The sequence below is a fragment of the Streptomyces sp. HUAS MG56 genome (assembly GCF_058673395.1).
In genome coordinates, this window is the sequence record NZ_CM178722.1 from 1903008 (window position 1) to 1927590 (window position 24583).

General features: G+C 70.4%; 20 protein-coding genes and 2 pseudogenes. 10 read left to right on the forward strand and 12 right to left on the reverse strand.

Annotation, left to right across the window (positions count from 1 at the left end; translation table 11 throughout):
- Window positions 1-27: 27 nt before the first annotated feature.
- Complete coding sequence (locus tag AC4OXY_RS09270; protein ID WP_362823429.1) at window positions 28-1455, reverse strand: M1 family metallopeptidase; 1428 nt, start codon at window positions 1453-1455, stop codon at window positions 28-30.
- A 166-nt stretch (window positions 1456-1621) separates the two neighbouring features.
- Here AC4OXY_RS09270 and AC4OXY_RS09275 point away from each other — a divergent pair, with 166 nt between their 5' ends.
- Complete coding sequence (locus tag AC4OXY_RS09275; protein ID WP_356036517.1) at window positions 1622-1972, forward strand: DUF488 domain-containing protein; 351 nt, start codon at window positions 1622-1624, stop codon at window positions 1970-1972.
- Between the two features lie 26 nt (window positions 1973-1998).
- On the opposite strand, the gene AC4OXY_RS09280 is transcribed toward AC4OXY_RS09275, so the two are convergent.
- Entirely contained in the window at window positions 1999-3672 is a 1674-nt protein-coding gene (locus tag AC4OXY_RS09280; protein ID WP_356036514.1) for an FAD-binding dehydrogenase, read from the reverse strand.
- 35 nt (window positions 3673-3707) lie between these two features.
- On the reverse strand, window positions 3708-4352 hold the full coding sequence (locus AC4OXY_RS09285; RefSeq protein ID WP_376293281.1) for a TetR/AcrR family transcriptional regulator: 645 nt from the start codon (window positions 4350-4352) through the stop codon (window positions 3708-3710).
- A 119-nt stretch (window positions 4353-4471) separates the two neighbouring features.
- Between AC4OXY_RS09285 and AC4OXY_RS09290 the strand changes: the two genes are divergently transcribed.
- The 3 genes from AC4OXY_RS09290 to AC4OXY_RS09300 all read left to right on the forward strand — a co-directional run bounded on the left by AC4OXY_RS09290 (window position 4472) and on the right by AC4OXY_RS09300 (window position 7230).
- Entirely contained in the window at window positions 4472-5101 is a 630-nt protein-coding gene (locus tag AC4OXY_RS09290) for an alpha-ketoglutarate-dependent dioxygenase AlkB (RefSeq protein ID WP_356036508.1), read from the forward strand.
- Window positions 5102-5186: 85 nt separating this feature from the next.
- Entirely contained in the window at window positions 5187-5933 is a 747-nt protein-coding gene (locus tag AC4OXY_RS09295) for an MBL fold metallo-hydrolase (RefSeq protein WP_491993642.1), read from the forward strand.
- A gap of 61 nt (window positions 5934-5994) precedes the next feature.
- Entirely contained in the window at window positions 5995-7230 is a 1236-nt protein-coding gene (locus AC4OXY_RS09300; protein WP_356036502.1) for a DUF4032 domain-containing protein, read from the forward strand.
- 1 nt (window position 7231) lies between these two features.
- On the opposite strand, the gene AC4OXY_RS09305 is transcribed toward AC4OXY_RS09300, so the two are convergent.
- Both AC4OXY_RS09305 and AC4OXY_RS09310 read right to left on the reverse strand, forming a co-directional pair.
- Window positions 7232-8098 (reverse strand): universal stress protein, encoded by an 867-nt coding sequence (locus AC4OXY_RS09305; protein WP_356036500.1) that lies wholly within the window; start codon window positions 8096-8098, stop codon window positions 7232-7234.
- 954 nt (window positions 8099-9052) lie between these two features.
- Complete coding sequence (locus AC4OXY_RS09310) at window positions 9053-9430, reverse strand: molybdopterin-binding protein (RefSeq protein WP_402067551.1); 378 nt, start codon at window positions 9428-9430, stop codon at window positions 9053-9055.
- A gap of 96 nt (window positions 9431-9526) precedes the next feature.
- Here AC4OXY_RS09310 and AC4OXY_RS09315 point away from each other — a divergent pair, with 96 nt between their 5' ends.
- Window positions 9527-9892, forward strand: coding sequence for a hypothetical protein (locus AC4OXY_RS09315; RefSeq protein WP_491993643.1), 366 nt, complete (start codon window positions 9527-9529; stop codon window positions 9890-9892).
- A gap of 4 nt (window positions 9893-9896) precedes the next feature.
- On the opposite strand, the gene AC4OXY_RS09320 is transcribed toward AC4OXY_RS09315, so the two are convergent.
- Complete coding sequence (locus AC4OXY_RS09320) at window positions 9897-11861, reverse strand: S9 family peptidase (RefSeq protein WP_491993644.1); 1965 nt, start codon at window positions 11859-11861, stop codon at window positions 9897-9899.
- A 747-nt stretch (window positions 11862-12608) separates the two neighbouring features.
- The gene (locus AC4OXY_RS09325; protein ID WP_491993645.1) at window positions 12609-14534 is read right to left on the reverse strand and encodes a glycoside hydrolase family 97 protein; all 1926 of its coding nucleotides are present in this window, start codon (window positions 14532-14534) and stop codon (window positions 12609-12611) included.
- 313 nt (window positions 14535-14847) lie between these two features.
- Here AC4OXY_RS09325 and AC4OXY_RS09330 point away from each other — a divergent pair, with 313 nt between their 5' ends.
- Both AC4OXY_RS09330 and AC4OXY_RS09335 read left to right on the forward strand, forming a co-directional pair.
- The gene (locus tag AC4OXY_RS09330; protein ID WP_491993646.1) at window positions 14848-16341 is read left to right on the forward strand and encodes an RICIN domain-containing protein; all 1494 of its coding nucleotides are present in this window, start codon (window positions 14848-14850) and stop codon (window positions 16339-16341) included.
- A gap of 374 nt (window positions 16342-16715) precedes the next feature.
- Entirely contained in the window at window positions 16716-17003 is a 288-nt protein-coding gene (locus AC4OXY_RS09335; protein ID WP_356036488.1) for a hypothetical protein, read from the forward strand.
- Window positions 17004-17324: 321 nt separating this feature from the next.
- Here AC4OXY_RS09335 and AC4OXY_RS09340 read toward each other — a convergent pair whose 3' ends face one another.
- A complete protein-coding gene (locus AC4OXY_RS09340; protein ID WP_402067543.1) occupies window positions 17325-18233 on the reverse strand; it encodes a LysR family transcriptional regulator in 909 nt (302 codons plus the stop codon).
- A gap of 146 nt (window positions 18234-18379) precedes the next feature.
- Here AC4OXY_RS09340 and AC4OXY_RS09345 point away from each other — a divergent pair, with 146 nt between their 5' ends.
- From AC4OXY_RS09345 to AC4OXY_RS09355, 3 genes and pseudogenes are all read left to right on the forward strand, one after another.
- A complete protein-coding gene (locus AC4OXY_RS09345; RefSeq protein WP_491993647.1) occupies window positions 18380-19498 on the forward strand; it encodes a PrpF domain-containing protein in 1119 nt (372 codons plus the stop codon).
- Entirely contained in the window at window positions 19495-20886 is a 1392-nt protein-coding gene (gene dctA / locus AC4OXY_RS09350; protein WP_491993648.1) for a C4-dicarboxylate transporter DctA, read from the forward strand. Before AC4OXY_RS09345 ends, dctA begins: the two co-directional genes overlap by 4 nt.
- A gap of 209 nt (window positions 20887-21095) precedes the next feature.
- Window positions 21096-21434 (forward strand): annotated as a pseudogene (locus AC4OXY_RS09355) (ATP-binding protein); the annotation flags it as partial.
- Here the strand turns inward: AC4OXY_RS09355 and AC4OXY_RS09360 are convergent.
- The 4 genes and pseudogenes from AC4OXY_RS09360 to AC4OXY_RS09375 form a co-directional block, all read right to left on the reverse strand.
- Window positions 21418-21564 (reverse strand): annotated as a pseudogene (locus AC4OXY_RS09360) (non-reducing end alpha-L-arabinofuranosidase family hydrolase); the annotation flags it as partial. The pseudogenes AC4OXY_RS09355 and AC4OXY_RS09360 sit on opposite strands and share 17 nt — an antisense overlap.
- Window positions 21565-21735: 171 nt before the next feature.
- Window positions 21736-22857 (reverse strand): alpha/beta fold hydrolase, encoded by a 1122-nt coding sequence (locus AC4OXY_RS09365; protein WP_491993649.1) that lies wholly within the window; start codon window positions 22855-22857, stop codon window positions 21736-21738.
- Window positions 22858-22971: 114 nt separating this feature from the next.
- Complete coding sequence (locus AC4OXY_RS09370; RefSeq protein WP_402067539.1) at window positions 22972-23292, reverse strand: MFS transporter; 321 nt, start codon at window positions 23290-23292, stop codon at window positions 22972-22974.
- 36 nt (window positions 23293-23328) lie between these two features.
- Window positions 23329-24492 carry an epoxide hydrolase family protein gene (locus tag AC4OXY_RS09375; RefSeq protein WP_491993650.1) on the reverse strand — a complete coding sequence of 388 codons (1164 nt, stop codon included), beginning with the start codon at window positions 24490-24492 and terminating at the stop codon, window positions 23329-23331.
- Between the last annotated feature and the right edge of the window lie 91 nt (window positions 24493-24583).

Here is a 24583-nt window from a genome sequence, read left to right on the forward strand (position 1 = left end):
CGACACTTGTTTGAAACTGGTGAGGATTCAGGCGCGGTTCGGCTTTCCCCCCGCGAACAGCCAGGTGTGGAACACCCCGTCGAGCCGCTTCCCGGACGCCCGCTCGGCGAGCCGCGTGAACTGTGCGGTCGTCCCGTGCCCGTCGCGGTGCTGTGCCGCCCAGGCGCGCAGGATCCGGAAGAAGTCCCGGTCGCCGACCGCCTTGCGCAACTCGTGCAGGACCATGGCGCCGCGGGCGTACACGGGCTGGCCGAAGATGTTCTTGGCGCTGCCCGGGTCGCCGGGCGGATACGCCCACAGCGCGTCGCCGGCCGGGGTGGCGTAGAGGGCGTCGAAGGCCTTCTGGGCGCTGTCGCCGCCGTGCTGCTCGGTGTAGAGCCACTCGGCGTACGTCGCGAAGCCCTCGTTGAGCCAGATGTCCTTCCAGGCGGCCAGCGACACGGAGTCGCCGAACCACTGGTGGGCGCTCTCGTGGACCAGGGTGGTCAGGTCGGGCGCGGAGTCGTACAGCGGCCGGGTCTGGGTCTCCAGCGCGTAGCCGATGCCCGGGGCGTGGTCGACGATCGCCCCGGCGGACCGGAAGGGATACGGCCCGAACAGCGTGCTCTCCCAGGCGAGGACGGACGGCAGCTGCTTGAGCACCGGAGCGGCGGCGCTCGCCTCCCTCGGGTCCACGGCGTTGTAGACCTCGATGCCGTCGCGGGTGGTGTAGCGCTGGACCTGGAAGGTGCCGATGGTCGCGGTGGCCAGGTAGGCCGCCATCGGGCGGTCCTCGCGCCAGTGGAACGTGGTCCGCCCCTGTGCGGTGTGCTGCGCGACCAGTGCGCCGTTGGCGACCGCGGTGCGGCCCTGCGGGACCGTGATCGTGATGTCGTACGACGCCTTGTCGTTCGGGTGCCCGTCGGCCGGGAACCAGGTCATCGCGCCCTGCGGCTCGCCCGCCACGAACGCGCCGTCGTCGGTGGGGATCCAGCCGTCCTGGGCGCCGTCCGGGTCGGTGACCGGCGTCGGGGTGCCCTGGTAGGTGACGGCGATCCGGAACGCGCGCCCGGCGGGCAGGGTGCGGCGCGGGGTGACGACCAGTTCCTGGCCGGCGCGCCGGAAGGCCGCCGGAGTGCGGTCGACGGTGACGCCGGTGACGGTCAGGCCCGTCAGGTCGAGGTCGAAGCGGCTCAGCCGCTGGGTGGTGCGGGCGGTGAGGACGGCCGTGCCGTCGAGGTGCCGGCGCGTGGTGTCGTAACGCAGCGTCAGGTCGTAGTGCTGTACGTGGTAGCCGCCGTTGCCGCTGAGCGGGAAGTAGGGGTCGCCCGCGCCGGGCGCGCCGGCCGTGCCCGGCGCCGAGGGCGCGGCCGCGCCGACGAGGGCCGCGAGGGCGACGGGGACGGCGGCGAGGGCCGCCCGCCGGCGCGGGACGGTGGTGCCGCGCCGGACGGGCGGTCTGAGGGATGGCGTCACATGGTCTCCTCGGGGAGCGGCCGGTGATCGTCTGGCCGTCAGCGTAGGCACGGTCCGGTCCGCGTGAAGCGCTCCTTCAGGTCACGTTACGCCGCGTCGCACCGGGTGGCCGCGCTCGGCCGCGGTTAGGCTCGCGGCACCGTCCGCGACCCGAGAGGGGACCGAAGTGAGCGTGCGTGCGCGCCGGATCTACGAAGAGCCCCACCCCGACGACGGCCTGCGGGTGCTGGTGGACCGGCTGTGGCCGCGCGGCGTCTCCAAGGAGGAGGCGCACGTCGACGAGTGGCCGAAGGGGCTCACACCGTCGACCGAACTGCGCAAGTGGTTCCACGGCGGCGGGGGCGGGTTCGAGGAGTTCCGCCAGCGCTACGAGGAGGAGCTCAGGGCTCCTGAGGCCGCCGAGCTGCTCGACGGCCTCAGGAAGGCGGTCCACAAGGGCCCGGTGACGCTGCTGACGGCGTCGAAGGAGCCCGCGCACAGCCAGGCCCAGGTGCTGTTGGACCTGCTGAAGCACTGACCCCTCCGGGCCCCTTCGCGTACCCCTCAGCCCGTCTGCCGGGCCGCGTGCCGGCCCGCCGCACGGCCGGAGAACAGGCAGCCGCCGAGGAACGTGCCCTCCAGCGCGTTGTAGCCGTGCACCCCGCCGCCGCCGAAGCCGGCCACCTCGCCCGCCGCGTACAGCCCCTCGATCGGGGTGCCGTCGGCGGCCAGGGCACGGGAGTCGAGGTCGGTCTGGATGCCGCCGAGGGTCTTGCGGGTCAGCACGTGCATCCGCACGCCGATGAGGGGCCCGGCGGCCGGGTCGAGGATGCGGTGCGGGGCGGCGACCCGGCCGAGGCGGTCGCCGATGTAGCGGCGGGCGTTGCGGATGCCCTGGACCTGGGAGTCCTTGCTGTAGGGGTTGGCGATCTGAAGGTCGCGGGCCTCGATCTGGCGGCGCACCTCGGCGGCGTCCAGCAGCGGTTTGTCGGTGAGGGCGTTCATCCTGCCGACCAGCTGCTCCAGGTTGCCGGCGGTCACGAAGTCCGCGCCCTGGTCGACGAAGGCCTGCACCGGTCCGGGCGCGCCCTTGCCGAGCAGCCGGTCCTTCAGCACGGCGCCCCGGTCCTTGGCGGTGATGTCCGGGTTCTGCTCGGAGCCGGAGAGCGCGAACTCCTTCTCGACGATCTTCCGGGTGAGGATGAACCAGGAGTGGTCGTACCCGGCGATGTCCTCGGTGGTGCGCAGGTACTTGAGGGTGCCCAGGGTGTCGTAGCCCGGCAGGCAGGGGTCGGGGAGGCGGCGGCCGAGGGCGTCCAGCCAGATGGAGGACGGGCCGGGCAGGATCCGGATGCCGTGGCCGGGCCAGATCGGGTCCCAGTTCTGCAGGCCCTCGGTGTAGTGCCACATGCGGTCGCGGTTGACCAGGCGGACGCCCGCGCCGGCGCTGATGTCGAGCATCCGGCCGTCGACGTAGGCGGGGACGCCGGTGACCATCTCGGTGGGGGGCGTGCCCAGCCGCTCGGGCCAGTAGCGGCGGACGATGTCGTGGTTCGCGCCGATGCCGCCGGTGGTGACGACGACCGCCTGGGCGGTGAGTTCGAAGTCTCCGGCGCGGTCGCGGCTGGAGGCCACCCCGCGCGGCGAGCGGTCCTCGGCGAGCACCGTGCCGCGCACCCCGCGGGCCGTGCCGTCCTCGATGACCAGCTCGTCCACCTGGTGGCGGTGGTAGAAGGTCAGCAGCCCGTCCCGGGCGGCCCGGCGGGCGTACGTCACGAACGGCTCGACCACGCCGGTGCCGGTGCCCCAGGCGATGTGGAAGCGGGGCACGGAGTTGCCGTGCCCGTTCGCCCGGAGGTCGCCGCGTTCGGCCCAGCCGACGGTCGGCAGCAGTTCGATGCCGTGGCCCTGGAGCCAGGAGCGCTTCTCGCCGGCGGCGAACTCGACGTAGGCGCGCGCCCAGCGCACCGCCCAGGAGTCCTCGTCGTCGAGCCGGTCGAACTGCGCGCTGCCCTGCCAGTCGTTCCAGGCGAGGTCGAAGGAGTCCTTGATGCCGAGGCGGCGCTGCTCCGGGGAGTCGACGAGGAAGAGCCCGCCGAAGGACCAGAACGCCTGGCCGCCGAGGTTGGCGGCGTTCTCCTGGTCGACCAGGGCCACCCTGCGGCCCCGGCTGGTGAGTTCGTGCGCCGCGACGAGCCCGGCGAGGCCCGCTCCGACGACGATGACGTCCGCGTCCATGGCGGCTGTGTCCTTCCTGACGGTGCTGACGGTGCTCAGACGGGGGTGCGGCTGCCGTCGGTCAGCAGCGCGGTGAGCAGCTGCTTCAGCCAGGCCCGCGCGGCCTCGACGTCCTTGTCCAGCAGCAGTTGGGTGGTGACCCCGTCGTACGCGGCGACCACGGCGTGCGCGGCGCTGTCCACGTCGCCGAGCACGGCGGGCAGTTCGGTGTGGCCGCGGGCCCGGAACAGCCGGTCGGCGACGGCCTCCCGCAGGCGTGCGCGGTGGTCGAGGAGGGCCCGGGCGACCTCCGGGTCGCGGGCGGCGTGCACCAGGAAGTCGGTCTTGACCAGCAGCCAGTCCACGTCGAGCAGCAGCACCTCGGTGACCCGGTCCACGGCGGCCGGCACGTCGAGGCCGGGCCCGTCCTGGGCCAGGGCCTCGGCGACCTGGGCCGCGATGAGGTCGGCGCGGTCCTGGTAGAGCGCGAAGAACAGCTCGTCCAGGGTGGCGAAGTTCGAGTAGAAGGCGCCGCGGCTGTACCCGGCGGCCTCGCAGATCTCCTCGATGGAGACGCGGCCGAATCCCTTGGCGGCGAACACCGTGAAGGCGGCGTCGAGCAGCCGGGCCCGGGTCGCGACACGGCGCCGGGTGACGCGCCTGGGCGTGTCGCTCGACGGCATCCGCATCGGCATCGGCATCGATCCTCCATTCGATACGCGAATGTATCCGATACATCGACGTATCGAAAGACCCCCGGCGACCGCCACCCTCCCCAGAAAAAGGGAACGCATTTTCGATTACGAGGTACGCTGGACCTATGTCCACGCACCTCCAGGGCTCCCTGTTCGACCAGACCGACGAGCTGCGCCTCGGCCCGCTCGGCGGTCTGCGCCGGACCGAGCTCGGCGCCGGAGCCTGGATCGATGTGCTGCCGGGGTGGCTGAGCGGGGCCGACGCCCTGTTCGAGCGGCTCGTGGCGGACGTGCCGTGGCGGGCGGAGCGCCGCACCATGTACGACCACGTGGTGGACGTGCCACGGCTGCTGGCCTTCTACGCGGCCGGGGAGCCGCTCCCCCACCCCGTGCTGGACGAGGCACGCGACACCCTGTCCCGGCACTACGCCGCGGAGCTGGGCGAGCCGTTCACGACGGCCGGGCTGTGCTTCTACCGCGACGGCCGGGACAGCGTGGCCTGGCACGGGGACCGGATCGGGCGGGGCGCCCGCGAGGACACGATGGTCGCGATCCTCTCCGTCGGCGTGCCCCGGGATCTTCTGCTGCGGCCCCTCGGCACGGGCGGCGCGACCGTGCGGCGCCCGCTCGGGCACGGCGACCTGATCGTGATGGGCGGATCCTGCCAGCGGACGTGGGAGCACTGCGTGCCGAAGAGTACGCGGGCCGCCGGAGCGCGCATCAGCATCCAGTTCCGGCCGCGCGGCGTGCGGTGACGTGCGCGGCACCCGCCGGTGCGCGACGGCACCCGATCTGGTTGGCTGTCCGGCGACGATCAGCGGCCACCCGGGCGGGGAGACCATGCGGGCAGAAGTACACCAAGTCGCCGACGGCACCTATCTGGTGCACGGCAGCAACGTCAACTGGGTGATCCTCAAGGACGGCGACGCCGTCACCCTGGTGGACACCGGCTATCCCGGGGACCGGCAGGGGGTCCTGGAGTCCCTTGCCGCGGTGGGCAGCTCGCCGGCGGCGGTCGCCGCCGTGCTGATCACCCACGCGCACAACGACCATCTCGGCTCGGCGGAGTACCTGCGCGCCACCCACGGCACCCCGGTCGTCCTGCATCCCGTCGAAGTCCGGCACGCGCGCCGGGAGTTCCTCCAGCAGGCCGCCGTCGGCGACGTGGTGCGCAACATCTGGCGGCCGGGCGTCCTGCCCTGGGCCGTGCACACCCTCCGGGTCGGCGGCATGGAACAGCACCCGGTCACCGCGCCCGAGCCGTTCCCGGCCGACGGCCCGCTGGACCTGCCCGGCCGTCCGATGCCGGTGCACACCCCCGGCCACACCGACGGCCACTGCGTCTACCACCTGCCCGACGCGGGGATCGTCATCTCCGGCGACGCACTGGTCAGCGGGCACGCGATCTCGCGGATCAAGGGCCCGCAGCTGCTGACCGACTTCTTCCACCACGACCGCGCCCAGGCGCTCACCTCCCTGAAGGCGATCGGCAAGCTGGAGGGCGACATCCTGCTGCCGGGGCACGGGCCGGTCCACCGGGGCTCGGTGCGGGCGGCGGCCGAACTGGCCCTGGAGCGGGCTTCCTAGGCCCCCTCAGGTCGGAAAAGGGCTTTCCGGAACTCCCGCGCGGGGCTTTAGGGTTCGTGTCATGGCCTTGCAGATCAACGCCACGAACCCGGAGCACCCCGCGCTCCTGCTCGCCCTGCCCTGGGACGTGCCCCTGGCGGAGTGGCCCGAGGAGTACCTCGTGCCGCTCCCGCGGGGCATCTCCCGGCACGTGGTGCGGTACGCGCACGCCGGTGACGAGGTGATCGCGGTCAAGGAGCTGGCCGAGCGGCCCGCGCTGCGCGAGTACGAGCTGCTGCGCGACCTCGACCGGCTCGGCATCCCGGCCGTCGACCCGCTCGCGGTGGTCACCGGCCGGACCGACGGCGCGGGCGAACCGCTGGAGCCGGTCCTGGTCACGCGGCATCTGCGCGGCTCGATGCCGTACCGCTCCATGTTCGAGACGACCATGCGTCCGGCGACCATGCACCGGCTGATGGACGCCCTCGCCGTGCTGCTGGTCCGCCTGCACCTGGCCGGGTTCGCGTGGGGCGACTGCTCGCTGTCCAACACCCTCTTCCGGCGCGACGCGGGCGCCTACGCCGCCTATCTCGTCGACGCCGAGACGGGCGACCTGCACCCGCGCCTGAGTCCCGGGCAGCGGGAGTACGACCTCGACCTGGCCCGGGTGAACATCAGCGGCGAGCTGCTGGACCTGGAGGCGTCCGGCGCGCTGCACCCGTCGGTCGACCCGGTGGAGTTCGGGCACGAGATCTGCACCCGGTACCAGGGGCTGTGGCAGGAGCTGACCCGGACCTCGGTGTACCCGGCGGGCAAGTACCACTACATCGAGCGCCGCATCCGCCGGCTGAACGAACTGGGCTTCGACGTGGCCGAGATGCAGATCGAGCACTCCTCCAACGGAGACTCGGTCGCCTTCGTGCCGAAGGTCGTGGACGCCGGCCACCATCAGCGCCAGCTGCTGCGGCTGACCGGCCTGGACACCGAGGAGAACCAGGCGCGGCGGCTGCTGGGCGACCTGGAGAGCTGGATGGCCACCCAGGACGACTACGCGCCCGGCGATCCCCTCGCCGCCCGTCCCGAGGTGCTCGCCCACCGCTGGGTGCGGGACGTGTTCCGGCCGACCGTGCGGGCCGTGCCGCCGGACCTGCGCGGCTCGATGGACCCGGCCCAGATCTACCACGAGCTCCTGGAACACCGCTGGTACCTGTCGGAGCGCGCACAGCACGACATCGGCCTCGGCACGGCCGTCGCGGACTACATCGAGAACGTCCTGCCCGGGGCGCGGGCGGCCCTGGGGCCCACCGGCCCCGAGTAGCTCAGTCGTGCGGGACGACGGCGACCGGGCACCCGGCGTGGTGCAGCACCCCGTGCGCGACCGACCCGATCCGGGCGCCCACGGCCGTACGGTGCGCGCGCCGGCCGACGACCATCAGCTGGGCCCGGCCGGCCGCCTCCAGCAGCACCTGGCCCGCGCTCCCCATCTCGACCTGCTCGGCCACCGGCACCCCGGGGAACCGCTCCCGCCAGGGCTTCAGCGCCTCGCTCAGGGCCTCCTTCTCGTACGGTTCGAGGCCGCCGGCGTCGTCCAGCAGCTTGAGCGAGCCGGGGCTGTAGGCGAAGACCGGCGGCAGCGTCCACGCCCGCACGGCCCGGACGGTCGCACGGCGCGCCGCCGCCGTCTCGAACGCGAACCGCAGCGCGGCCGCGCTGTCGTCGCCGTCGCCCTGCTGCCCGACCACGACGTCCCGCCCGGCGGCCTCGGCGGCCGGCTCGTCCCCGGCGCGCACGAGCACGACCGGCCGGCTCGCCTCGGCGATCACCTGCTGGCCGACGGAGCCGAGCAGGAACCCGACGACCGGGCCGTGCCCCCGCGAGCCCAGCACCAGCATCTCGGCCTCCGACGCCGCCCGGGCCAGCGCGTGCACGGGGTCGCCCTCGACGACGTCGACGGCCGGGTCGAGACCCCGATGCCGTTCGGCGACGCCCCGCACGGCCTGTGTCACGCCGTCCGACACCCACCCGTGCTGGGCGCTCCGGTCGGCCGTGGCGAGCTGCTCGGTGTAGCGCCACGCGTGCACCACCCGCAGCGGCAACCCCCTCCGTACCGCCTCGCGGGCGGCCCAGTCCAGTGCGGCCAGGCTCTCCTCGGAACCGTCCACCCCTGCCGTGATCGGGCGTGTCATGCGTGGGCCTCCTCGTCGTCGCGGCGCGTCCGCGGGGACGATCATCTCGCGGCCGCGCCACGGGCGCAGAAACACGGGTGCCGTCCCGGTGGCGCTCGGGCGCCGGTGGGCCGAGGTGCTTGGCCGGGCCGTTTCCTCGGTATCCCGGGGCGAACCGGGGCGATCGAACATACGACGGCTGGGAAACGGTGCGGCGCTCCCCGGACGCCGGGCCGCGGGAACCGAAGCTCGGGGTGGGAGAGGCATGACACAGGCCGCCGAGACAGCGCGGACCGTCATCCTGCCCGTGGTGGCGACGCCCGGGTGGTTGAAGTACTCGGAGTCGTACGTCGTGCCGGAAGAGGACTGCGAGCCGCCGTAGCTGTTGGAGACGGCAGTGGCGCCCAGGCTGACGGCTTCGTTCACGGCCGTGCCGAGGTCGTCCATCGAGGCGGAGTTGGCTTCGGCGAGCGTGATGTTGCAGTTCGGGCAGATGGCGGAGGGGCAGCGGCGCCACCGCAAGGACATGCTCGCCCGTCACACCGAGCGTCTCCCGGGTGGTCGCCAGGATCCCCAGCTCAGGGGCGGCCGACAGCAGCTGCTGCGCCAGCTGCGCGCAAGCCCCCACCAGATGCTCGCAGTTGTCCAGAACCAGCAGTACCCGCCGCCCGGACAGGTACGCGGCGAGCAACTCCACCAGCGGCCGGGTACCCACGTCCGCCACTGCCAGCGTGCCCGCGGCAACGTCGGCCACCGCCGACGGCTCGTGCACCGACGCCAGGTCCACCAGCCACACCCCGCTCGGGAACGCCTTCGCCGAGGCCGCGGCCACCTCCAGCGCCAGCCGCGTCTTACCCATTCCGCCCGCACCGGTCAGCGTCACCAACCGCGCCGCCCCCAGCAGACGGCGGACCTCGGCAACCTCCTCCCGCCGACCCACGAAGCTGGTGAACGTGGCGGGCAAATTTCCGACGATCATGCTGGTGACGTCTTCTCCTGGGTTACGAAGACGACGCGCTGGTGGGTCCGGTTACGGCGTGGTGTCGAGGGCTGTGTCGCGCCCGTGTTTGTCGTGGCGCGGCAGGCAAGGATGTGTTCGCCGACCGACGAGGGAGTCCAGGTGAGCGTGAAGCGCTGCCAGGCGTGCCCCGTGCGGGATGTCACCTCGGCGGACGTCCATCTCTGTCCGCCGTCGACGCTGACGTCGACGCGCGTCACGGGCTCGTGTGCCCAGGCCCAGCCCCAGATCTCTACGGGCCTGCCGACGTGGACGTCTGCGTCGACGGGAATGGCGGTGGAAACCGTCGCGATCAGGGCCCCGACGACTGCACTGACCAGCGTCATCCATGACATGGGCCAGACGGTGGGTCGGCCCACTGCGACACGACACAGTGGAGAACCAGGTTTTCTGGAGTGCGAAGAAATTCGAACACATGATTGGATTCGGTCGTGAGACCGATTCCTGACGACCTTGCCCTCACTCAGAAAGAGTGGCACGCCGCCTATCAGCAGCTTGCGACATGCCCGCGCACTGCGCTCCGACGGCGCCTGATCCATCTGTCCTCGGAAGCGCCGTTCCATCCGGACTGGCAGGGGCGGCGGTCGGCCGGTTGGACGGCGCTCCACGGTGCACGCCATGCCCAAACCGCCTCCTACGTGATCAACAAGCTCAAGGCATGGCCAGGCATCGCCACCCGCTACGGCAAGACCCCGGGCAGCTACCTCGCCGGCCTCCAGTTACGCACATCGATGATCTGGATCAAAGAACTTTGCTTTCACCACTCATTGATCACGACCCAGTGCCCACCCTGGTGAGGGCCTACAGCCAGCGGTCATACCAGGCGCGGATACGCCTGAGGGCATCGAGTTGATGGACGCGCTCGTGAAGCCCGTGGCCCTCTCGGGGGTAGACGACGAACTCGTGCTCGGCGCCGAAGTGGCGCAGTGCGCGATGGAAGTGGACCGCCTGGCCGAGTGGGACGTTGGTGTCCTGCTCGCCGTGCAGGATCAGGATCGGCGTGCGGATCCGGGACACGTAGGAGATCGGGCTGTTCCGGTCGTGGATGTGCGGTTCCGGCCCGTTCCAGCCGGTGCTGCCGCCGAGCGCCGCGTCCATGAATCCCCACTCGCCGGTCCCGGCCTGCATGCCCCAGTCGCTGATGCCGGCGCCCATCATGGCGGCCTTGAATCGCCCGGTTTGGCCGATGGCCCAGGCCGCCATGAAACCGCCGTGGCTCCAGCCGGAAATGCCCAGGCGTTCGGGATCGGCGACTTCCTCGGCGACCAGCAGGTCGATCCCGGTGAGGATGTCGGTCCACTCGTCGCCGCCCACCGCGCCCGCCACCACGGCGGCGAATTCATGGCCGTGGCCCGACCCGCCCCGGGGATTGGGCAGGAAGACCGCGTATCCGGCGGTCGCCAGCCACTGGCCGCAGTCGACCGCATTGAGTGTGAACTCGTCGGCATGGCGGAAGTAAGGGCCGCCATGGACCATGGTGACGAGCGGGAACGGACCCTCGTCCCGAGTCCGGCCTGCAGGCAGGATCAGCAGGCCGTCCAGCTGGAGTCCGTCGGACGCCCGGTAGCTGAGCCGTTCCTGGACACCCCAGCGGATCCTGCGCAGTTCGGGACTGGTGTCGCTGAGCCGGAGCAGTGGCCCGCCCGTGGGCCCCGCGTGGACGTTCTTGGGCTCGCGCGCGGTGCTCATCAGCACAGCGAGGCTCTCTCCCGAGTGACTCGCAGTGAGCCCGGCGAGCGTGCCGGGCGCGCAGGACAATCGGTGGAAGCGTAGCGACTGCGGATCGAGCCGGTACAGCGCGGTATCCAGCCCGTCGGCGAACAGCGCCAGCGGCGGCCCGTCAGCAACCTGCACCAGCTCAGTGGGGCAGGCGGACACGCCGACCGTGAGATTGCGCTGTTCGACGGTCGGGCCGGACGCCGGCGGGACCGTGTCGATCACCGCGAGCGCGCCTACCAAGTGCCCAGGGGTCACCGCCAGGTGGGCCAGATGCCATGCATCGTCGTGATTCCACCAGACCGGGGACTGGGCCTCGACTCCGACTGGGCCCAGGTCCTGGACGGCTCCCGTCTCCGGGGCGACCAGTTGCAGCCTTGCCGTCGTGACGCCGGGGTCGAGCTCGGGGGTGGCCCAGCTCAGCACGGCCAGCGGGCCGCCGTCCGGACGCTGGGTCACCTCCACGACATGGCGGTCTCCGAGGCCGTCCACGGTGCGGACCACGCCGGTCGCCAGGTCAAGCAGGCGCAGCCGGGTGACCGGGAGGTGCCGGCCCCAGACCTTCGCGTCGTCGCCCTCGGCCTCCCGGCGTTCGTCCTCCACGGTGGGCTCGTCCTCGGTGAGCAGCGCGACGGTGCGGCCGTCGGCGAGCGGGTAGTAGTCGCAGATGCCCCCGCGCCACCTGGCCAGGGACTCAGCCTTGGCGGTGTCCTCGCTGCCGTCCAGAAGGATCCGCTGGAGTTGAGCGGTGTCCCGCTCCTCGCGGTCGGAGGTGAAGAACAGAAATGCCGAGTCCGGCGCCCACTTCGGGGTGGCGTCGCGGGCCGTGCCGTCGGTCAGCCTGCGCGGGGCTGCGCTGCCGTCGGCGGCGGCGACCCAGACAGAGCTGTGCGGACGTCCGTCCGTTCCGCTGTTCGCGACCACGCCGTAGGCGACCAGGCGACCGTCCGGCGAGATGGCCGGCGCCACGGGGGCGGCCATGTCCACCACCAGTTCCGCGGTGAGCAGGTCGGTCGGCTCGGGAATCGGTCGCGGTGCAGGGTGCGGCATGCGGACTGCCTCTCACTCGCCAGTACGACAAACGGACATCTTGTCGGACTGGCGAGCCTGTGTCAGTCGGGTTTCGGCACCCGCCTGTCCACCCTCACCCTCCGAGCCCCTGGCGATCCTCCACGACACCGCCCCGGAGTCCTCGGTGTATCGAGCGCGCCTTGTGCGCTCGCGCGGCATCGCCGACGACAACCTGCCGGCCACCGTTCTCGTAGGTGGACCGCACCCGGACGGTGAGGGTTCGTTCGCCCGTGCGGCCCCTGTTCGTGCCGAGACAGCTCAGGCCGTCGGACTGGCCCTCGCCCAACTGCGAGCCCCGGGCGAGTTCACCCTCGCCTCCGGTCCTGCATCTGTCGTCCACACCGTGGAGGACCCCGGCATCCTGGCTCTGTCCTTTAAGGGGTCCTTGCACTATGGGCGTCCGATGCAGTCCCCGTGGTCTGGGGCCGTGCATCGCAAGGCGCAGAGAGCCCTCGGTGGGGGTGCCCCCGCTCGGGCGAAATCAGCAGCCGTGCGAGCAGGTCAGCAAGTACTGCCGTCGAGACGCTCTCGGCCTTGACCTTGGCGCGGTCGATGGACAGTCGCCCGTTCTTCGCCGAGACGGACCTGTACTACTGTCGCAAAAGGGGCCACGACGTCGCCCGCTGCGGTGGACGAGGACATCGAGCTGGGTGCCGTAGGGCGTAAAGGGGGCGGGCACCCCTTGCGGACCAGCCCCGATCCGGCGAAATCCCAGGTTACGGCCGCTCATCCTTGGCTCAGGACGACTGCCTGGCCGCCCGCGGGGGCCATCGCGACGCGCAGCGTGGTCGACGAGGTCACGGTCCGTGTGCTCACTGCGACGGGGGTCTGGCACGGGCTGCTGCCCGGCGTTCCGTCGGCGTAGATCGTGGCGGTGTAGGTGCCGCTACCGAGGAAGGACAGCGGGATCGAGAGGGTCCGGGCGGTCTCGTTGGTCATCGCCCCCAGGTACCACGTGGTGCCGCTGCGCCGGGCGACGGCGATGTACTCGCCGATCGAACCGGCGAGGGTCCGGCTCTGGTCCCAGACGGTGGGGATGGCGTCGAACCAGGGCAGCCCGGGCCAGTTGGAGGGGGTGGAGTACTTCGAGGGGGCGTCGTACCAGTACAGGAAGTTCAGGGGCTGGTAGTACACGGCGGCCATCGCCATCTGGTGAGAGTTCGTCGTCCGGTCGCGGGACTGGCCGTAGCAGATGGTGTAGTCCATCGGGCCGCCGATGTTGCGGGCGAAGGGCAGGGTGACGTTGTGGGTGGCGGTCGGGAAGTGCTCGTTGCCCCGCACGCCCTCCATGCTGATCCAGTTGGGGCAGGTCCGCTCGTAGCCGAACGGCCGCACGTCGTCGTGCATGTCGATCAGCAGCTTGTGCGTCGCCGCCGTCCTGGCCCAGGCGAGGATCTGGTTCGTCATCGCCTGGGTGCCGTCGTTGATGAAGCCCAGCTTGACGCCCGCCACGCCCCAGCTCCGGTACAGGGCGAACAGGCTGTCCGAGCTGCTCATGGCCATGGGGTTGACGTAGAGGATGACGCCGATTCCCTTGCCGGCGGCGTAGGAGATGACCTTGGGCATGTCGATGGCGGGGATCGGCTGCGTGGCGTCGGTCGAGGTGTGCTCGGGGCCGTACCACCCCGAGTCGTACTCGATGTACTGCAGGCCGCGGGCGACGGCGAAGTCGACGCCCGCCAGCCCGTCCGCGGTGGTCAGATTGCACCGGAAGACCTTGCCCGGCTTGATCCACGACGTGTCGGCGAGGGCACCGGCCGGGGCCAGGTTGAGTACCAGCTCCGCGTTGTCGACCAGTTCGGCGTGGGTGGAGCCGATCACCACGGCGCGCCAGGACGTGGCGAACGGTGTGGTGACGGTGGAGGTCGTCTGGACCGCTCCGGAGCCGCGGGCCGTGTGCCGCATCAGGTACGCCGCGAGGGTGTTGGGCTGTCCGGAGACCGAACTGAGCATCGTGCGGGGGTAGTCGGTGCGGGCCGACTCGCAGACGCAGGCGATGAGCCCGCTGCTGTAGGTCGCGGTGAGGGGGAGGTCGGTCAGGGGACCGGTGTCCGTGGAGGAGGTTCCGGTGGACGGGATGGAGCCGGGCGCGACCGGGTTGTAGTCGTCCTCGTCCCGCGCGCTGTAGACGAGTGTGCCGTCCGGGAAGACGAACGTCGTCAGTTCACCGGCGATGGTGGCGGTGCCCGAGTCCAGCAGGACGTAACGGAACGCGACGCCGGTCGCGTAGGCCCGGATCTGGACACCGAAGTTGATGGAGGTGCGGTTGTCCCGGAGGTTCCAGCGCATCTCCTGGTAGGCGTCGGAGACGGTCGCGTTGCGCCCGTACAACGGGTTCCAGGTGGTGTCGACGTGCCAGTGCCGATAGTTCGTCAGAACGGCGTCGGTGCCGAGGGCGGTTCCGTCGCTCAGCCGCAGCCCCATGGCCGAACTGGCCACGAATGCCGCGCCGTTACGCCGGGCCGACCACTGGAGCGAGCCGCCCGCCAGCGACATGGTGATGCTGGTGGTGCCGTCGAGCGACGTTGCGGTGACCGAGGCGTCTGCGGCCTCGGCCGGATACGCGCTGCCGATGCCCAGCGCGGCCGTTGCGGCGGTGACAGCCGCGCCCTTGAGCACCCTGCGGCGGGAAGGTCCCTGACGCCCTGGCATGTTCACAGTCGGCCCACCTCGCTGGGGCATGGTTTCCAACAATCTAAACCAACAAGTAACAGATTCTGACCGTCGCCAGGTTTCTACGCCTCCCGAGACCCAAAGGTCAACCCCTCGCATCCGCCCCCTTACATGTCCGAAATCCCGGACGTTCTGGGCGACTTGCGACCCTGCGAGCCCCATTAGGTGCCCCCAGAGCCGGTCATGAATTCAACAAACTCGAACGCGATCCTTGACGCCACGAACGTGCCACGACTCTCATTGGTCCCCGCGACATCAACGGATCGTCAAACCTCGACCGAGAGGGACGCACATGTTCCAGGGAGTTCCCCGGCCGCCCGCCGGCCGACGGTGGCGCGGTGCCGCAGCGTTCCTGACCCTCCTGGGAGGCCTTGCGGCGCTGCTGCTTCCGGCGACCGAGGCGCACGCGGCCACGGTGTCGTTCACCACGGGTGCCGCACGCACCGACCAGAACGGCAACACCCTGCAACTGCACGGCCTCGGCATCATCAAGGTGGGAGACACCTGGTACGGCTTCGGCGAGGACAAGACCGGCGAGACCTCGTCGGACACGTCCTTCCAGGACATCGCCTGCTACACCTCCACCAACCTCGCCAGCTGGGCCTACCAGGGCCAGGCGCTGAGCAGACAGAGCAGCGGCGACCTCGGCCCCAGCCGCATCGTGGAGCGGCCCAAGGTCATCTACAACAAGTCGACCAGCACATACGTGATGTACATGCACATCGACAGCAGGAACTACTCCGAGGCCAAGGTCGGCGTGGCGACCAGCAGCACCCCGTGCGGCCCCTACACCTACCGGGGAAGCTTCCGGCCGCTGGGCCAACTCAGCCGCGACCTCGGCCTGTTTCAGGACACCGACGGCACCGGCTACCTGCTGAGCGAGGACCGCAACAACGGCCTGCGCGTCGACAAACTGTCCGCCGACTACCTGTCCGTGGACAGCGCGGTGGCGGTGCTCGGCAGCAGCGGCAGCAGCGGCAGCGTCGAGGCCCCCGCCATGATCAAGAAGGACGGCACCTACTACGTCTTCGGCTCCCGCCTGACGGGCTGGAGCCTCAACGACAACATCTACGCCACCGCCACGTCACTGGGCGGCCCCTGGTCGTCCTTCCGGAACTTGGCCGCGCCCGGCACCCGCACCTACGGCAGCCAGACGGCGAACGTCATCACCGTCCAGGGCTCCTCCGGCACCACCTACATCTACGCCGGCGACCGCTGGAACACCTCCGACCTCGGCGCGTCGAAACTGATCTGGCTGCCCCTGACCGTCAGGGGCACCACGGTGAACCTCGGCCAGTACCCCACCTGGTCACTCGACACCTCAGCGGGAACCTGGACGGCCGACAGCGGGATCCCCGCTGAGGGCGTCCACACCCTGAAGAACGTCAACAGCTCCCTGTTGATGGACGTGATGAGCGGCTCCACGGCGAACGGCGCCAGGATCATCCAGTGGCCGTCCAACGGCGGCACGAACCAGCAGTGGACGCTCACGCGGGTGGCGGACAACATCTACACGCTCAAGAGCGTGGAGAGCGGCCTGTGCCTGGACGTACCGAACCAATCGACCGACACCGGCGTCCAGTTGAAGCAGTGGACCTGTAACGGCGGGACAAACCAGCAGTGGTTCCTCGACCTGGTCGGCAGCTACACCGACAGCACCTACATGCTCGCCGGCGTGGGCAGCGACCTGGAAATCAGTGTTGCGAACGCCTCGACCACCAGCCGGGCGGCCGTGGAGCAAGAAGCGGGCACAGGCGCGACGAGCCAGCGGTGGAGTCTTTCCTGACGGGGCGCCGGGACCGCTGACGCGGATCAACCACCATGTCGGTTGCGTGTACCTGACCCACAACGCTTCCACGCGGCGGAGGAGTTCTTCACCCGTCACACGGCGGCCAGATCATGACCGTCGAGCAGCACATGCGCTACTCCGCCGCCCACCGTCTACCCCACTTGGAAGACCTTTGCCGGACCATCACCTGCGGCGTAGGAACCGGCGGACGGCGCGCGCGACTCCCTGCCGCTGATCGAACAGGCTCAGCTGGACCGCCGTGTCATGCGTGAGCTGGGACTTGAGCCCTGCCAACCGCGGCCGAAGAGATTCAGCCTCACCAGGGCAGCGGCCGGCCTGCGTATGACTCTGGAGATCAGAGGAGTCTGGTAATGGTCGTTGGTCGAGCGGTGTGCATCGTGGCCGGGCGGGACGACATCCTCCTCCAGGACCCGTCCCTGGAGACCGAACTCGCCAGGATCGTCGAACAGGGGCAGCAGCGCGGGGAGACCAGGGCGGGCGTCGACTGCGGCCAGGCGGGACAACTGCTGGCCACCTGCTACTTCACGGCCGTCCTGCGCTGGATCCGAGAGGAACCAGCCCCCTTCGACCTCCGCCAGCGGCTCGCCGACGCGCTCGACATCATCCTGCTGGGCCTCCTTGACGACGAAGCGACCTGACGCGGCACATCACCCCACCCAGCCGCACGCGCAGACGCAGGGCGCGTCACTTCGCCGCCCGGACGTGAACCACGCCGCCCCGGCGCCCCGAGCGGCCGCCAGTGCCGCGGCGGCCGCATGAGCGGAAATCGTCGACGACGACATCTGGAGGAAGACCTCGTAGCGGTGGGCTCCTGCTGTTCTTCGCGGTTCTGGAAGTGTCCCTGATCCTCGGCGGCAAGCTCTCCAGCGCCTGGGCGCCCGGAGTGACCGTCCTCCACCTGGCGGTGCTGCTGACCTGTGTTCGAGGCCTCGTACATCGTGGGCGTCCTGGCCGGGGCTTCATCGCCGCCCGGCGACCGCCGCGCTGTCCCGCAGGAACCCCGCGAAGGCCTCGGCGGCCGGGGTCAGGGCGTGGTCGCTCATGCGTACCAGGAGGATGCGGCGCACCGGGGCCGGGGGCAGGAGCGGCAGGACGTGGACGCCGGGTCGGATGCCCTCCAGGGCCAGAGTGGGGGCGAGGGCGACGCCGATGCCGGCGGCGACCATGGCCTGGGCTTCTTGGTAGTCGTGGGCCTCGTAGGCGATGTGGGGCTCGAAGCCGACGGCGCGGCAGCCACGGACGAGGGCTTCGGCCACCGGGTGCTGTTCGGCGCGGGTGATCCAGGAATCGTGTGCGAAGTCGGCCAATGAGGCGGCGTCGCGGCCGACGAGTGGATGGTGGTCGCTGACGAGAAGGGCCGGCGGGTCATCGAGGAGGGGGGTGACCACGATGTCCTCCCGGTCGATCCGGCTCCAGTCGTAGTCCCACATCAGCGACATCTCGATCTCCCGGTTCTCCAGCATCGTCCAGAGCCCGGCGATGCGGGCGCTGCGGACGGTCAGCCGTACGTCGGGGTGGGCGTCCCGGAAGGCGATCACCGCCTGCGGGAGGAGCGAGGCGCCGACGGTAGGGAAAGTGCCGATGCGCAGCGTGCCCGCACGCAGGCCGGCGAAGTCGGCGAGTTCGTTCTCCGCGGCCTGCAGTTCGCGTGCGATCCGTTGCCCTCGCTCGGCCAGCGCCCGTCCGGCGTCGGTGAGGGTGACGCCTCGGGCGTGGCGTTCCAGCAGGGGCTGGCCTGCCTCCGTTTCCAGGCGGCTGATCTGCTGCGATACCGCTGACGGTGTGTAGTTGAGGGCGCGGGCTGTCGCGGTCACCGAGCCGCGCCGGGCGACCTCCGTGAACAGCAGGATGCGCCGGACGTCGAGCATGCCGCCACCTCCAGCGTTCACTTCACCTTAATAGCCATGCAGATTTCCGAGATTGTACTTCACGCTGCCGTAACCCACCGTGGAGGACACCACGCACGGCGAGACCGTCGGTGGACTTCCCCTTTCATGGCTGTGAGGAGTCGGTTGTGCTGCGTCTGCAGGGCGAGATGATCCGCGGAGGAACCAGCAAGTGCTGGATCTTCGACCACCGCGACGTGGCCGCCACGGGCGTGGACGTCGATGCCCTCCTGCTCGCCGCCTTCAACGCCGCCGACCCCCGCCAGATCGACGGCGTGGGCGGCGCCTCCTCCACCACCTCCAAGGCCGCCGTCGTACAGGCGTCGACCCAGCCCGGTGTGGATGTCGAGTACGCCTTCGCACAGGTCGGCATCGGCGACGAGCGGGTGGAGTGGGCCAGCAACTGCGGCAACTGCGCCACCGCCGTGGCCCTGTACGCCGTCCACCACGACCTCGTGCCGATCACGTCGGACACCACCACCGTCCGCATGCTCAACGTCAACACCGGGGCACGTCTCACCGGCACGATCCCCACCCCCGCGGGCGTGGCTCCGGAGGAGGGCACGGCCGTGGTCCCGGGTACCTCGGCACGGGGCGTGCCGGTCCTGCTCGGGTTTCAGGACCCGGCGGGCTCGACGACCGGCCACGCTCTGCCGACCGGCCGGGCCCTGGACGAGCTGACCGGCCCGGACGGCCCCGTCGAGGCATCCCTGGTGGACGCCGGCGCGCCGGCCGCGCTCTTCGAGGCCAAGGCGTTCGGCCTCGACGGCACGGAATCCCTCACCGCGTTCGCCACCGCGGTGCCCGCGCTGACGCTGCTGCGGCGCCAGGCAGCGCTGGCCATGGGCCTGGCCCGCGACGGCGATCCGGTCAGCCATGCGGTGCCGAAGGTGGGCATCGTCGCCCGGCCTGCCCCCTATCGCACCACACAGGGCATGCTCATCAACCAGGACGAGTACGACCTGGCCGTGCGCAATGTCTCCATGCACGCCCCGCACCCGGCGATCGGCCTGACCTCCGCCGTGGCCCTGGCCACGGCCGCCGCCACCCCTGGCACCCTCGCCCACCGCGTCGCCCGGCAGACCGCCGACGGAACGCTGCGTCTGGGCACCCCCGCCGGCGTGGTCACCACCCAAGCCGTCCCCGCACCGGACGGCGCGTCCCCCACGGTGCTGCTGCACCGCGCCGCCCGGCGTATCGCCCGAGCCGAACTCCTCGTTCCCGTCCTGGAAGGACGCCCCGCATGAGCCGCAACGACGCCGCCCCGGGTACCGTCACCGCACCACCGGGCCGCATCCGCCGGATGCTGTCCCACCTCTACGTCCAGTGCCTGATCGCCGTCCTCCTCGGCGCCGCCGTGGGCGGGTTGTGGCCGTCCTTCGGCGCTGACCTCAAGCCGCTCGGCGACGGCTTCATCGCGCTGGTGAAGATGTTCATCGCACCGATCATCTTCTGCACGGTCGTCCACGGCATCGCCTCCATGGGCAACGCCCGCGCAGTCGGCCGCGTGAGCCTGAAGGCCCTGGTCTACTTCGAGGTGCTGACCACCGTGGCCATGGTGATCGGCCTGGTCGTCGTCAACGTCGTCAAGCCGGGCAGCGGTCTGCACATCGACCTCTCGACCCTGTCCACCAAGGCCCTGCCGCCGGAAGCGACCACGGCCCACGAGGGCTTCGCCGCCTTCCTCCTCGCCACCATCCCGGCCACCCTGGTCAGCGCCCTGACCGGCAACGAGATCCTGCCCGTGCTGCTGGTGTCGGTGCTGTTCGGCTTCGGCCTGCACGCCAGCGGAGAGGCCGGCCTGAGCATCGCCCGGGGCGTCGAGAAGTTCTCCACGGTCCTGTTCACGCTCATCCGCTGGATCATGCGGCTCGCCCCCATCGGCGCGTTCGGCTCCATGGCCTTCACCATCGGCCACTACGGCCTGGGCACCCTGCGCCACCTGGCCCTGCTGGTCGGCTCGTTCTGGCTGACCGCCCTCCTCTTCGTCCTGGTCGTCCTCGGGACCGTGATGCGCCTGAACGGACTGCGGCTGCTGCCCTTCCTGCGCTACATCAAGGAAGAACTGCTGATCGTCCTGGGCACCTCCTCCACCGAGCCCGTCCTGCCGCGCATGATGGCCAAGCTCCAGCACGCCGGCGCCTCGAAACCCGTCGTCGGCATCACACTGCCCGCCGGGTACTCCTTCAACCTCGACGGCACCGCCATCTACCTGACCATGGGCTCGGTCTTCCTCGCCCAGGCCCTCGGCATCCACCTCAGCCTCACCCAGCAGCTGGCCATGCTCGCCGTCATGCTGCTCACCTCCAAGGGCGCCGCAGGCGTCACCGGCTCCGGCTTCATCGCCCTGGCCGCCACCCTCAGCGCCGTCCCCCACGTCCGCGTCGCCGCCCTCGCGCTGATCTTCGGCGTCGACCGGTTCATGTCCGAAGCCCGCGCCCTGACCAGCCTGGTCGGCAACGGCGTCGCCACCCTGGCCGTCGCCCGCTGGGAGGGCGAACTCGACGAGGACCGCGCCAAGGCCGTCCTGCGCGGCGACATTCCATACGCCCCTGCCCCCGCTCCTTCTGCGGAGACAGCCGAGCCCGGCCCGACGCCCGCACCAACCCGCGACCCCGTCCCCGCCGCAATCTGACGACGCACGGGAGGGCAGGTCCGGAGCACACGCTCAGGACCTGCCCTCCCACGTCTCAACAGGACGTCGCACTCGCCGTCCGGCCTGATCAGGAACGTCCGGCCCTCCGGTACGCCCAGTCCTCCAACCGCTGATCAAGTCCGGCGAACGCCGCGCAGAAGGTACATCAGGTGGCCAGGTATGCGGAACCGGACCTTCATGGAACTGCCGCCGAATCCTCCGTCGTGGCCCTGGCCCGTGAGCCCGCCGGTGAGCGTCTGGCCGCCTGGCACCAGCAGGAAGCCGCCTTCACCGCGGAACTCGTGGTGAGCGAACTGGTCAGCGACGCCAGCAGCACAGCCCCGCGTCTGCGACGCGCCCGCCTCTCCGACGAAGGCGGCCGGGGCCTCCTCATCGTCGCTCAGCTCTCCCAGCGGTGGGGTCGTCGGGCTGCGGACCTCTCGGCCAGGCGGCGCCGGCGCCCACGCCGTAGACCGCTCGTCTACGCGCCGGCGCACCGCACCCGATCGCGATCACCGTGGATCAGGCAGGTCAGCGCTGCAGGGTGAGGAGACCCGGCCGCCAGGGCAGTCGGTCGTAGGGGCCGCTCGCGGTGGGGGACTTGCCCTGGTAGAGGAGCTGCAGGTGGCAGGGGTCGACGGTCATGGTCTGGTCGGGGTTGTTGCGGACCAGGTCGCCGGGCCGCTGGTCACAGCGCAGGACCGCCAGCACGATCCCTGCGATCTTTCCTGTGGGCCGGGCCCGCCACGGCGAGCCGATCTTCTTCAGATGGCTGCGTATCAGGTCGGCGAGATGGTTCAGGGTGGCGCTCGACAGCGGCAGGCGGGCGGTGCAGACAAGACCGGACAGTCAGCGGAACAGGCGGAAGAACCCGCGCACCTGCTTGACCAGCGACTCCGGCTGCTCCAGCGCGGCGAAGTGGCCACCATGCGGCAGCTCCTCGAACCAGCGCAGGTCGGTGAACCGCAGCTCGGCCTCCCGCCTCGACGGGCGGGTTATGTCGCGCGGGTAGACCGACAGCCCGGATGGCGCGGTCACCTTGTCCCGGAAGTTGGCGAAGCTCTCCCAGTACAGGCGCGCCGACGAAGTGGCCGACGCGGTGAACCAATAGACCGAGATCTCGTCGAGGATCGTCTGCCGCGACAACGCGTCCTCGGGATGGCCGTCGTTGTCCGTCCACGCCCAGAACTTCTCGGCGATCCAGGCGGCCTGTCCCGCCGGGGAGTCGGTGAGGCCGTAGCCGAGCGTCTGCGGCCGGGTCGCCTGGATCGCCGAGTACCCCCGGCCGGTGCGCTGCATCTCCTTCTCGGCCTCGAGATTCGCCAGCTCCGCGGGCGTCGGGTCGTCGAACGTGCCCGCCGCCACGGATCCCAGGTTCAGGTGCACGCCGGCGACCCGCTCGGGCGCCACCTCGCCCAGCACCGCGGACACCGCCGAACCCCAGTCACCGCCCTGCGCGCCGTATCGTTCGTAACCCAGCGAGACCATCAACGTGTCCCAGGCGCGCGCGGTGCGAGTGATGCCCCACCCGGTTGTCGACGGCTTGTCACTCCAGCCGTACCCGGGCAACGACGGCGCGACCACGTGGAACGCGTCCGCAGGGTCACCGCCGTGCGCGCGCGGGTCGGTCAGCGGGCCGAGGACCTCCAGGAACTCGAGCACCGAACCCGGCCACCCGTGCGTGAGCACGAGCGGGAACGCGTCCGGCTCCGGCGAGCGGACGTGCAGGAAGTGGATGCCCAGCCCGTCGATCGTGTCGCGGTACTGCGGGAACACGTTCAGCCGCTCGGCGAACCCGAAGTCGTAGTCCTCGGCCCAGCTGCGGCAAAGCTCTTGCGCATACGCCAGCGGCAAACCCTGTGACCAGTCGTCCACCGGCTCGCGCTCGGGCCACCGTGTCCGTCGCAATCGTTCACGCAGGTCCTCGATCTCTGCTTCGGTGATGCCGACCTCGAATGGCTCGGCGGACATGGCAAGGCTCCTTACTGGTCAGGGAGTTATCGGATCAGATGCAGGTGGACCGTCGTCGCGGGCGCCCACGCGTGGCGTCGGGTTCGGGGCGGCGGTCGGCGGTAGGGCGCCGGGTCAGGCTGAGGACGAGTCCGGCCAGGGGGAGTGCCGCGAGGCGTTCATGAAGTTGAGCAGGCTATGTGCGGTGTCGCGGTCGTCCGCGGCGACCAGGTCCGGTGCGAGGCTCACCAGTACGGCTTGGGCGCCGGCGAACCCGCACACGGTCAACGCCGTGCCGACGACGATCGGGACCGGCTCGGTGAAGATCGCGACCACGAGCACGCCGACGACGGTGAGTGCCGCAAGCCGGGCCGACACCTGCCAGCCGGTGAACCGGTCGGTCAAGGTGCCGACCAGCCGCCCGGCCAGCACCGAGCAGGCGGCGCGGCCGTACAAGACACGCTTATCGTCAGCTGAGCTCGCGCGTTGGCGTCAGGATCGAAGGGTGCGCAGGCCGGTGCGGATTTCGCTGACCAGGATCTCGGGCTGTTCCAAGGCCGCGAAGTGCCCGCCCTTGTCGGCCTCGCCGTAGTGGATCAGATTGCTGTAGGTGTCTTCGATCCAGCTACGTGGCACGCGTGGGATGTCCCTCGGGAAGACGGTCACCGCGACCGGCAGCGTCACCTTCGGGCCGGCGAAAGTGAGCGATCTGTTCTCCCAGTAGATGCGGCCGGACGACGCTGCACTGTTGGTGAACCAGTAGAGGGATATCGCGTCAAGCATGTCGTCGATGCTGAGAGCGTCCTCGGCGAGCCCGTGGTTGTCGGTCTTGGACTGGAACTTCTCGTAGATCCAGGCTGCCTGGCCGGCGGGAGAGTCCGCCAGGGCGAATCCGACCGTCTCCGGCTTCGTGCCCTGAAGGTGGTTCGACCCACCGAGATCGCCGGTATAGAGGGCGAGGGTCTCCACGGCGTAGCGCTGTTCGGGCGACAAGGTGTCGGGTATCCGAGCGGGGAAGGCGTACTGGGTGTTCAGATGAATTCCGAGAAGCCCCTCAGGTTGCATGGCCCCGAGGGCGGTGGTGACGACGGCACCCCAGTCGCCGCCTTGCGCGGCCCATCTCGTGTAGCCGAGACGTTTCATCAGCTCCACCCATGCGCTGGCGATGCGCGAGACGGTCCACCCGGTCTCCGTGGGCTTCTGGGAGAACCCGAACCCGGGGAGCGACGGGACGACGACGTCGAATGAGTCGGCGGCGTCTCCCCCGAACGAAACCGGATCGGTCAGCGGGCCGATCAGCTTCAGGAACTCGACGATCGAGCCTGGCCATCCATGCGTGAGTATCAGCGGCATCGCGTGGGGATTCTTGGACCTGACGTGGATGAAGTGGATGTCCAGCCCATCAATCTCGGTCAGGAACTGGGGGAAGCGATTGAGCTCGGACTCGAAGCGCCGCCAGTCGTAGCCGCGCTCCCAGTAGTCGACCAGAGACCTGGCGTTCTCTACACGAACCCCTTGCGACCAGTCGCCCACCGTTTCCGGATCCGGCCACCGGGTTCTGGCCAGTCGCTGCTTGAGGTCGTCAATCTCCGATTCCGGGATCGACACGGTGAACGGGCGGACGAGGGTCGACGCAGGTGGCGTCGGTGCGGTCATGGCCTTCTTCTCTTCTCCTGAGCTTTGAAGCGCAGCACAACTCTCGCTGCACACTGCTGTACAGTCAATCTCACTGTACACCGGTGTGCAA

Excerpts from the sequence above, each read along its gene's own strand:
- AC4OXY_RS09280 (WP_356036514.1), bottom strand. The coding sequence starts at position 3,672 with ATGGACGCGGACGTCATCGTCGTCGGAGCGGGCCTCGCCGGGCTCGTC.
- AC4OXY_RS09285 (WP_376293281.1), bottom strand. The coding sequence starts at position 4,352 with ATGCCGATGCCGATGCGGATGCCGTCGAGCGACACGCCCAGGCGCGTC.
- AC4OXY_RS09290 (WP_356036508.1), top strand. The coding sequence starts at position 4,472 with ATGTCCACGCACCTCCAGGGCTCCCTGTTCGACCAGACCGACGAGCTG.
- AC4OXY_RS09295 (WP_491993642.1), top strand. The coding sequence starts at position 5,187 with ATGCGGGCAGAAGTACACCAAGTCGCCGACGGCACCTATCTGGTGCAC.
- AC4OXY_RS09300 (WP_356036502.1), top strand. The coding sequence starts at position 5,995 with ATGGCCTTGCAGATCAACGCCACGAACCCGGAGCACCCCGCGCTCCTG.
- AC4OXY_RS09305 (WP_356036500.1), bottom strand. The coding sequence starts at position 8,098 with ATGACACGCCCGATCACGGCAGGGGTGGACGGTTCCGAGGAGAGCCTG.
- AC4OXY_RS09310 (WP_402067551.1), bottom strand. The coding sequence starts at position 9,430 with ATGTCATGGATGACGCTGGTCAGTGCAGTCGTCGGGGCCCTGATCGCG.
- AC4OXY_RS09320 (WP_491993644.1), bottom strand. The coding sequence starts at position 11,861 with ATGCCGCACCCTGCACCGCGACCGATTCCCGAGCCGACCGACCTGCTC.
- AC4OXY_RS09325 (WP_491993645.1), bottom strand. The coding sequence starts at position 14,534 with ATGCCAGGGCGTCAGGGACCTTCCCGCCGCAGGGTGCTCAAGGGCGCG.
- AC4OXY_RS09330 (WP_491993646.1), top strand. The coding sequence starts at position 14,848 with ATGTTCCAGGGAGTTCCCCGGCCGCCCGCCGGCCGACGGTGGCGCGGT.
- AC4OXY_RS09335 (WP_356036488.1), top strand. The coding sequence starts at position 16,716 with ATGGTCGTTGGTCGAGCGGTGTGCATCGTGGCCGGGCGGGACGACATC.
- AC4OXY_RS09340 (WP_402067543.1), bottom strand. The coding sequence starts at position 18,233 with ATGCTCGACGTCCGGCGCATCCTGCTGTTCACGGAGGTCGCCCGGCGC.
- dctA (WP_491993648.1), top strand. The coding sequence starts at position 19,495 with ATGAGCCGCAACGACGCCGCCCCGGGTACCGTCACCGCACCACCGGGC.
- AC4OXY_RS09365 (WP_491993649.1), bottom strand. The coding sequence starts at position 22,857 with ATGTCCGCCGAGCCATTCGAGGTCGGCATCACCGAAGCAGAGATCGAG.
- AC4OXY_RS09375 (WP_491993650.1), bottom strand. The coding sequence starts at position 24,492 with ATGACCGCACCGACGCCACCTGCGTCGACCCTCGTCCGCCCGTTCACC.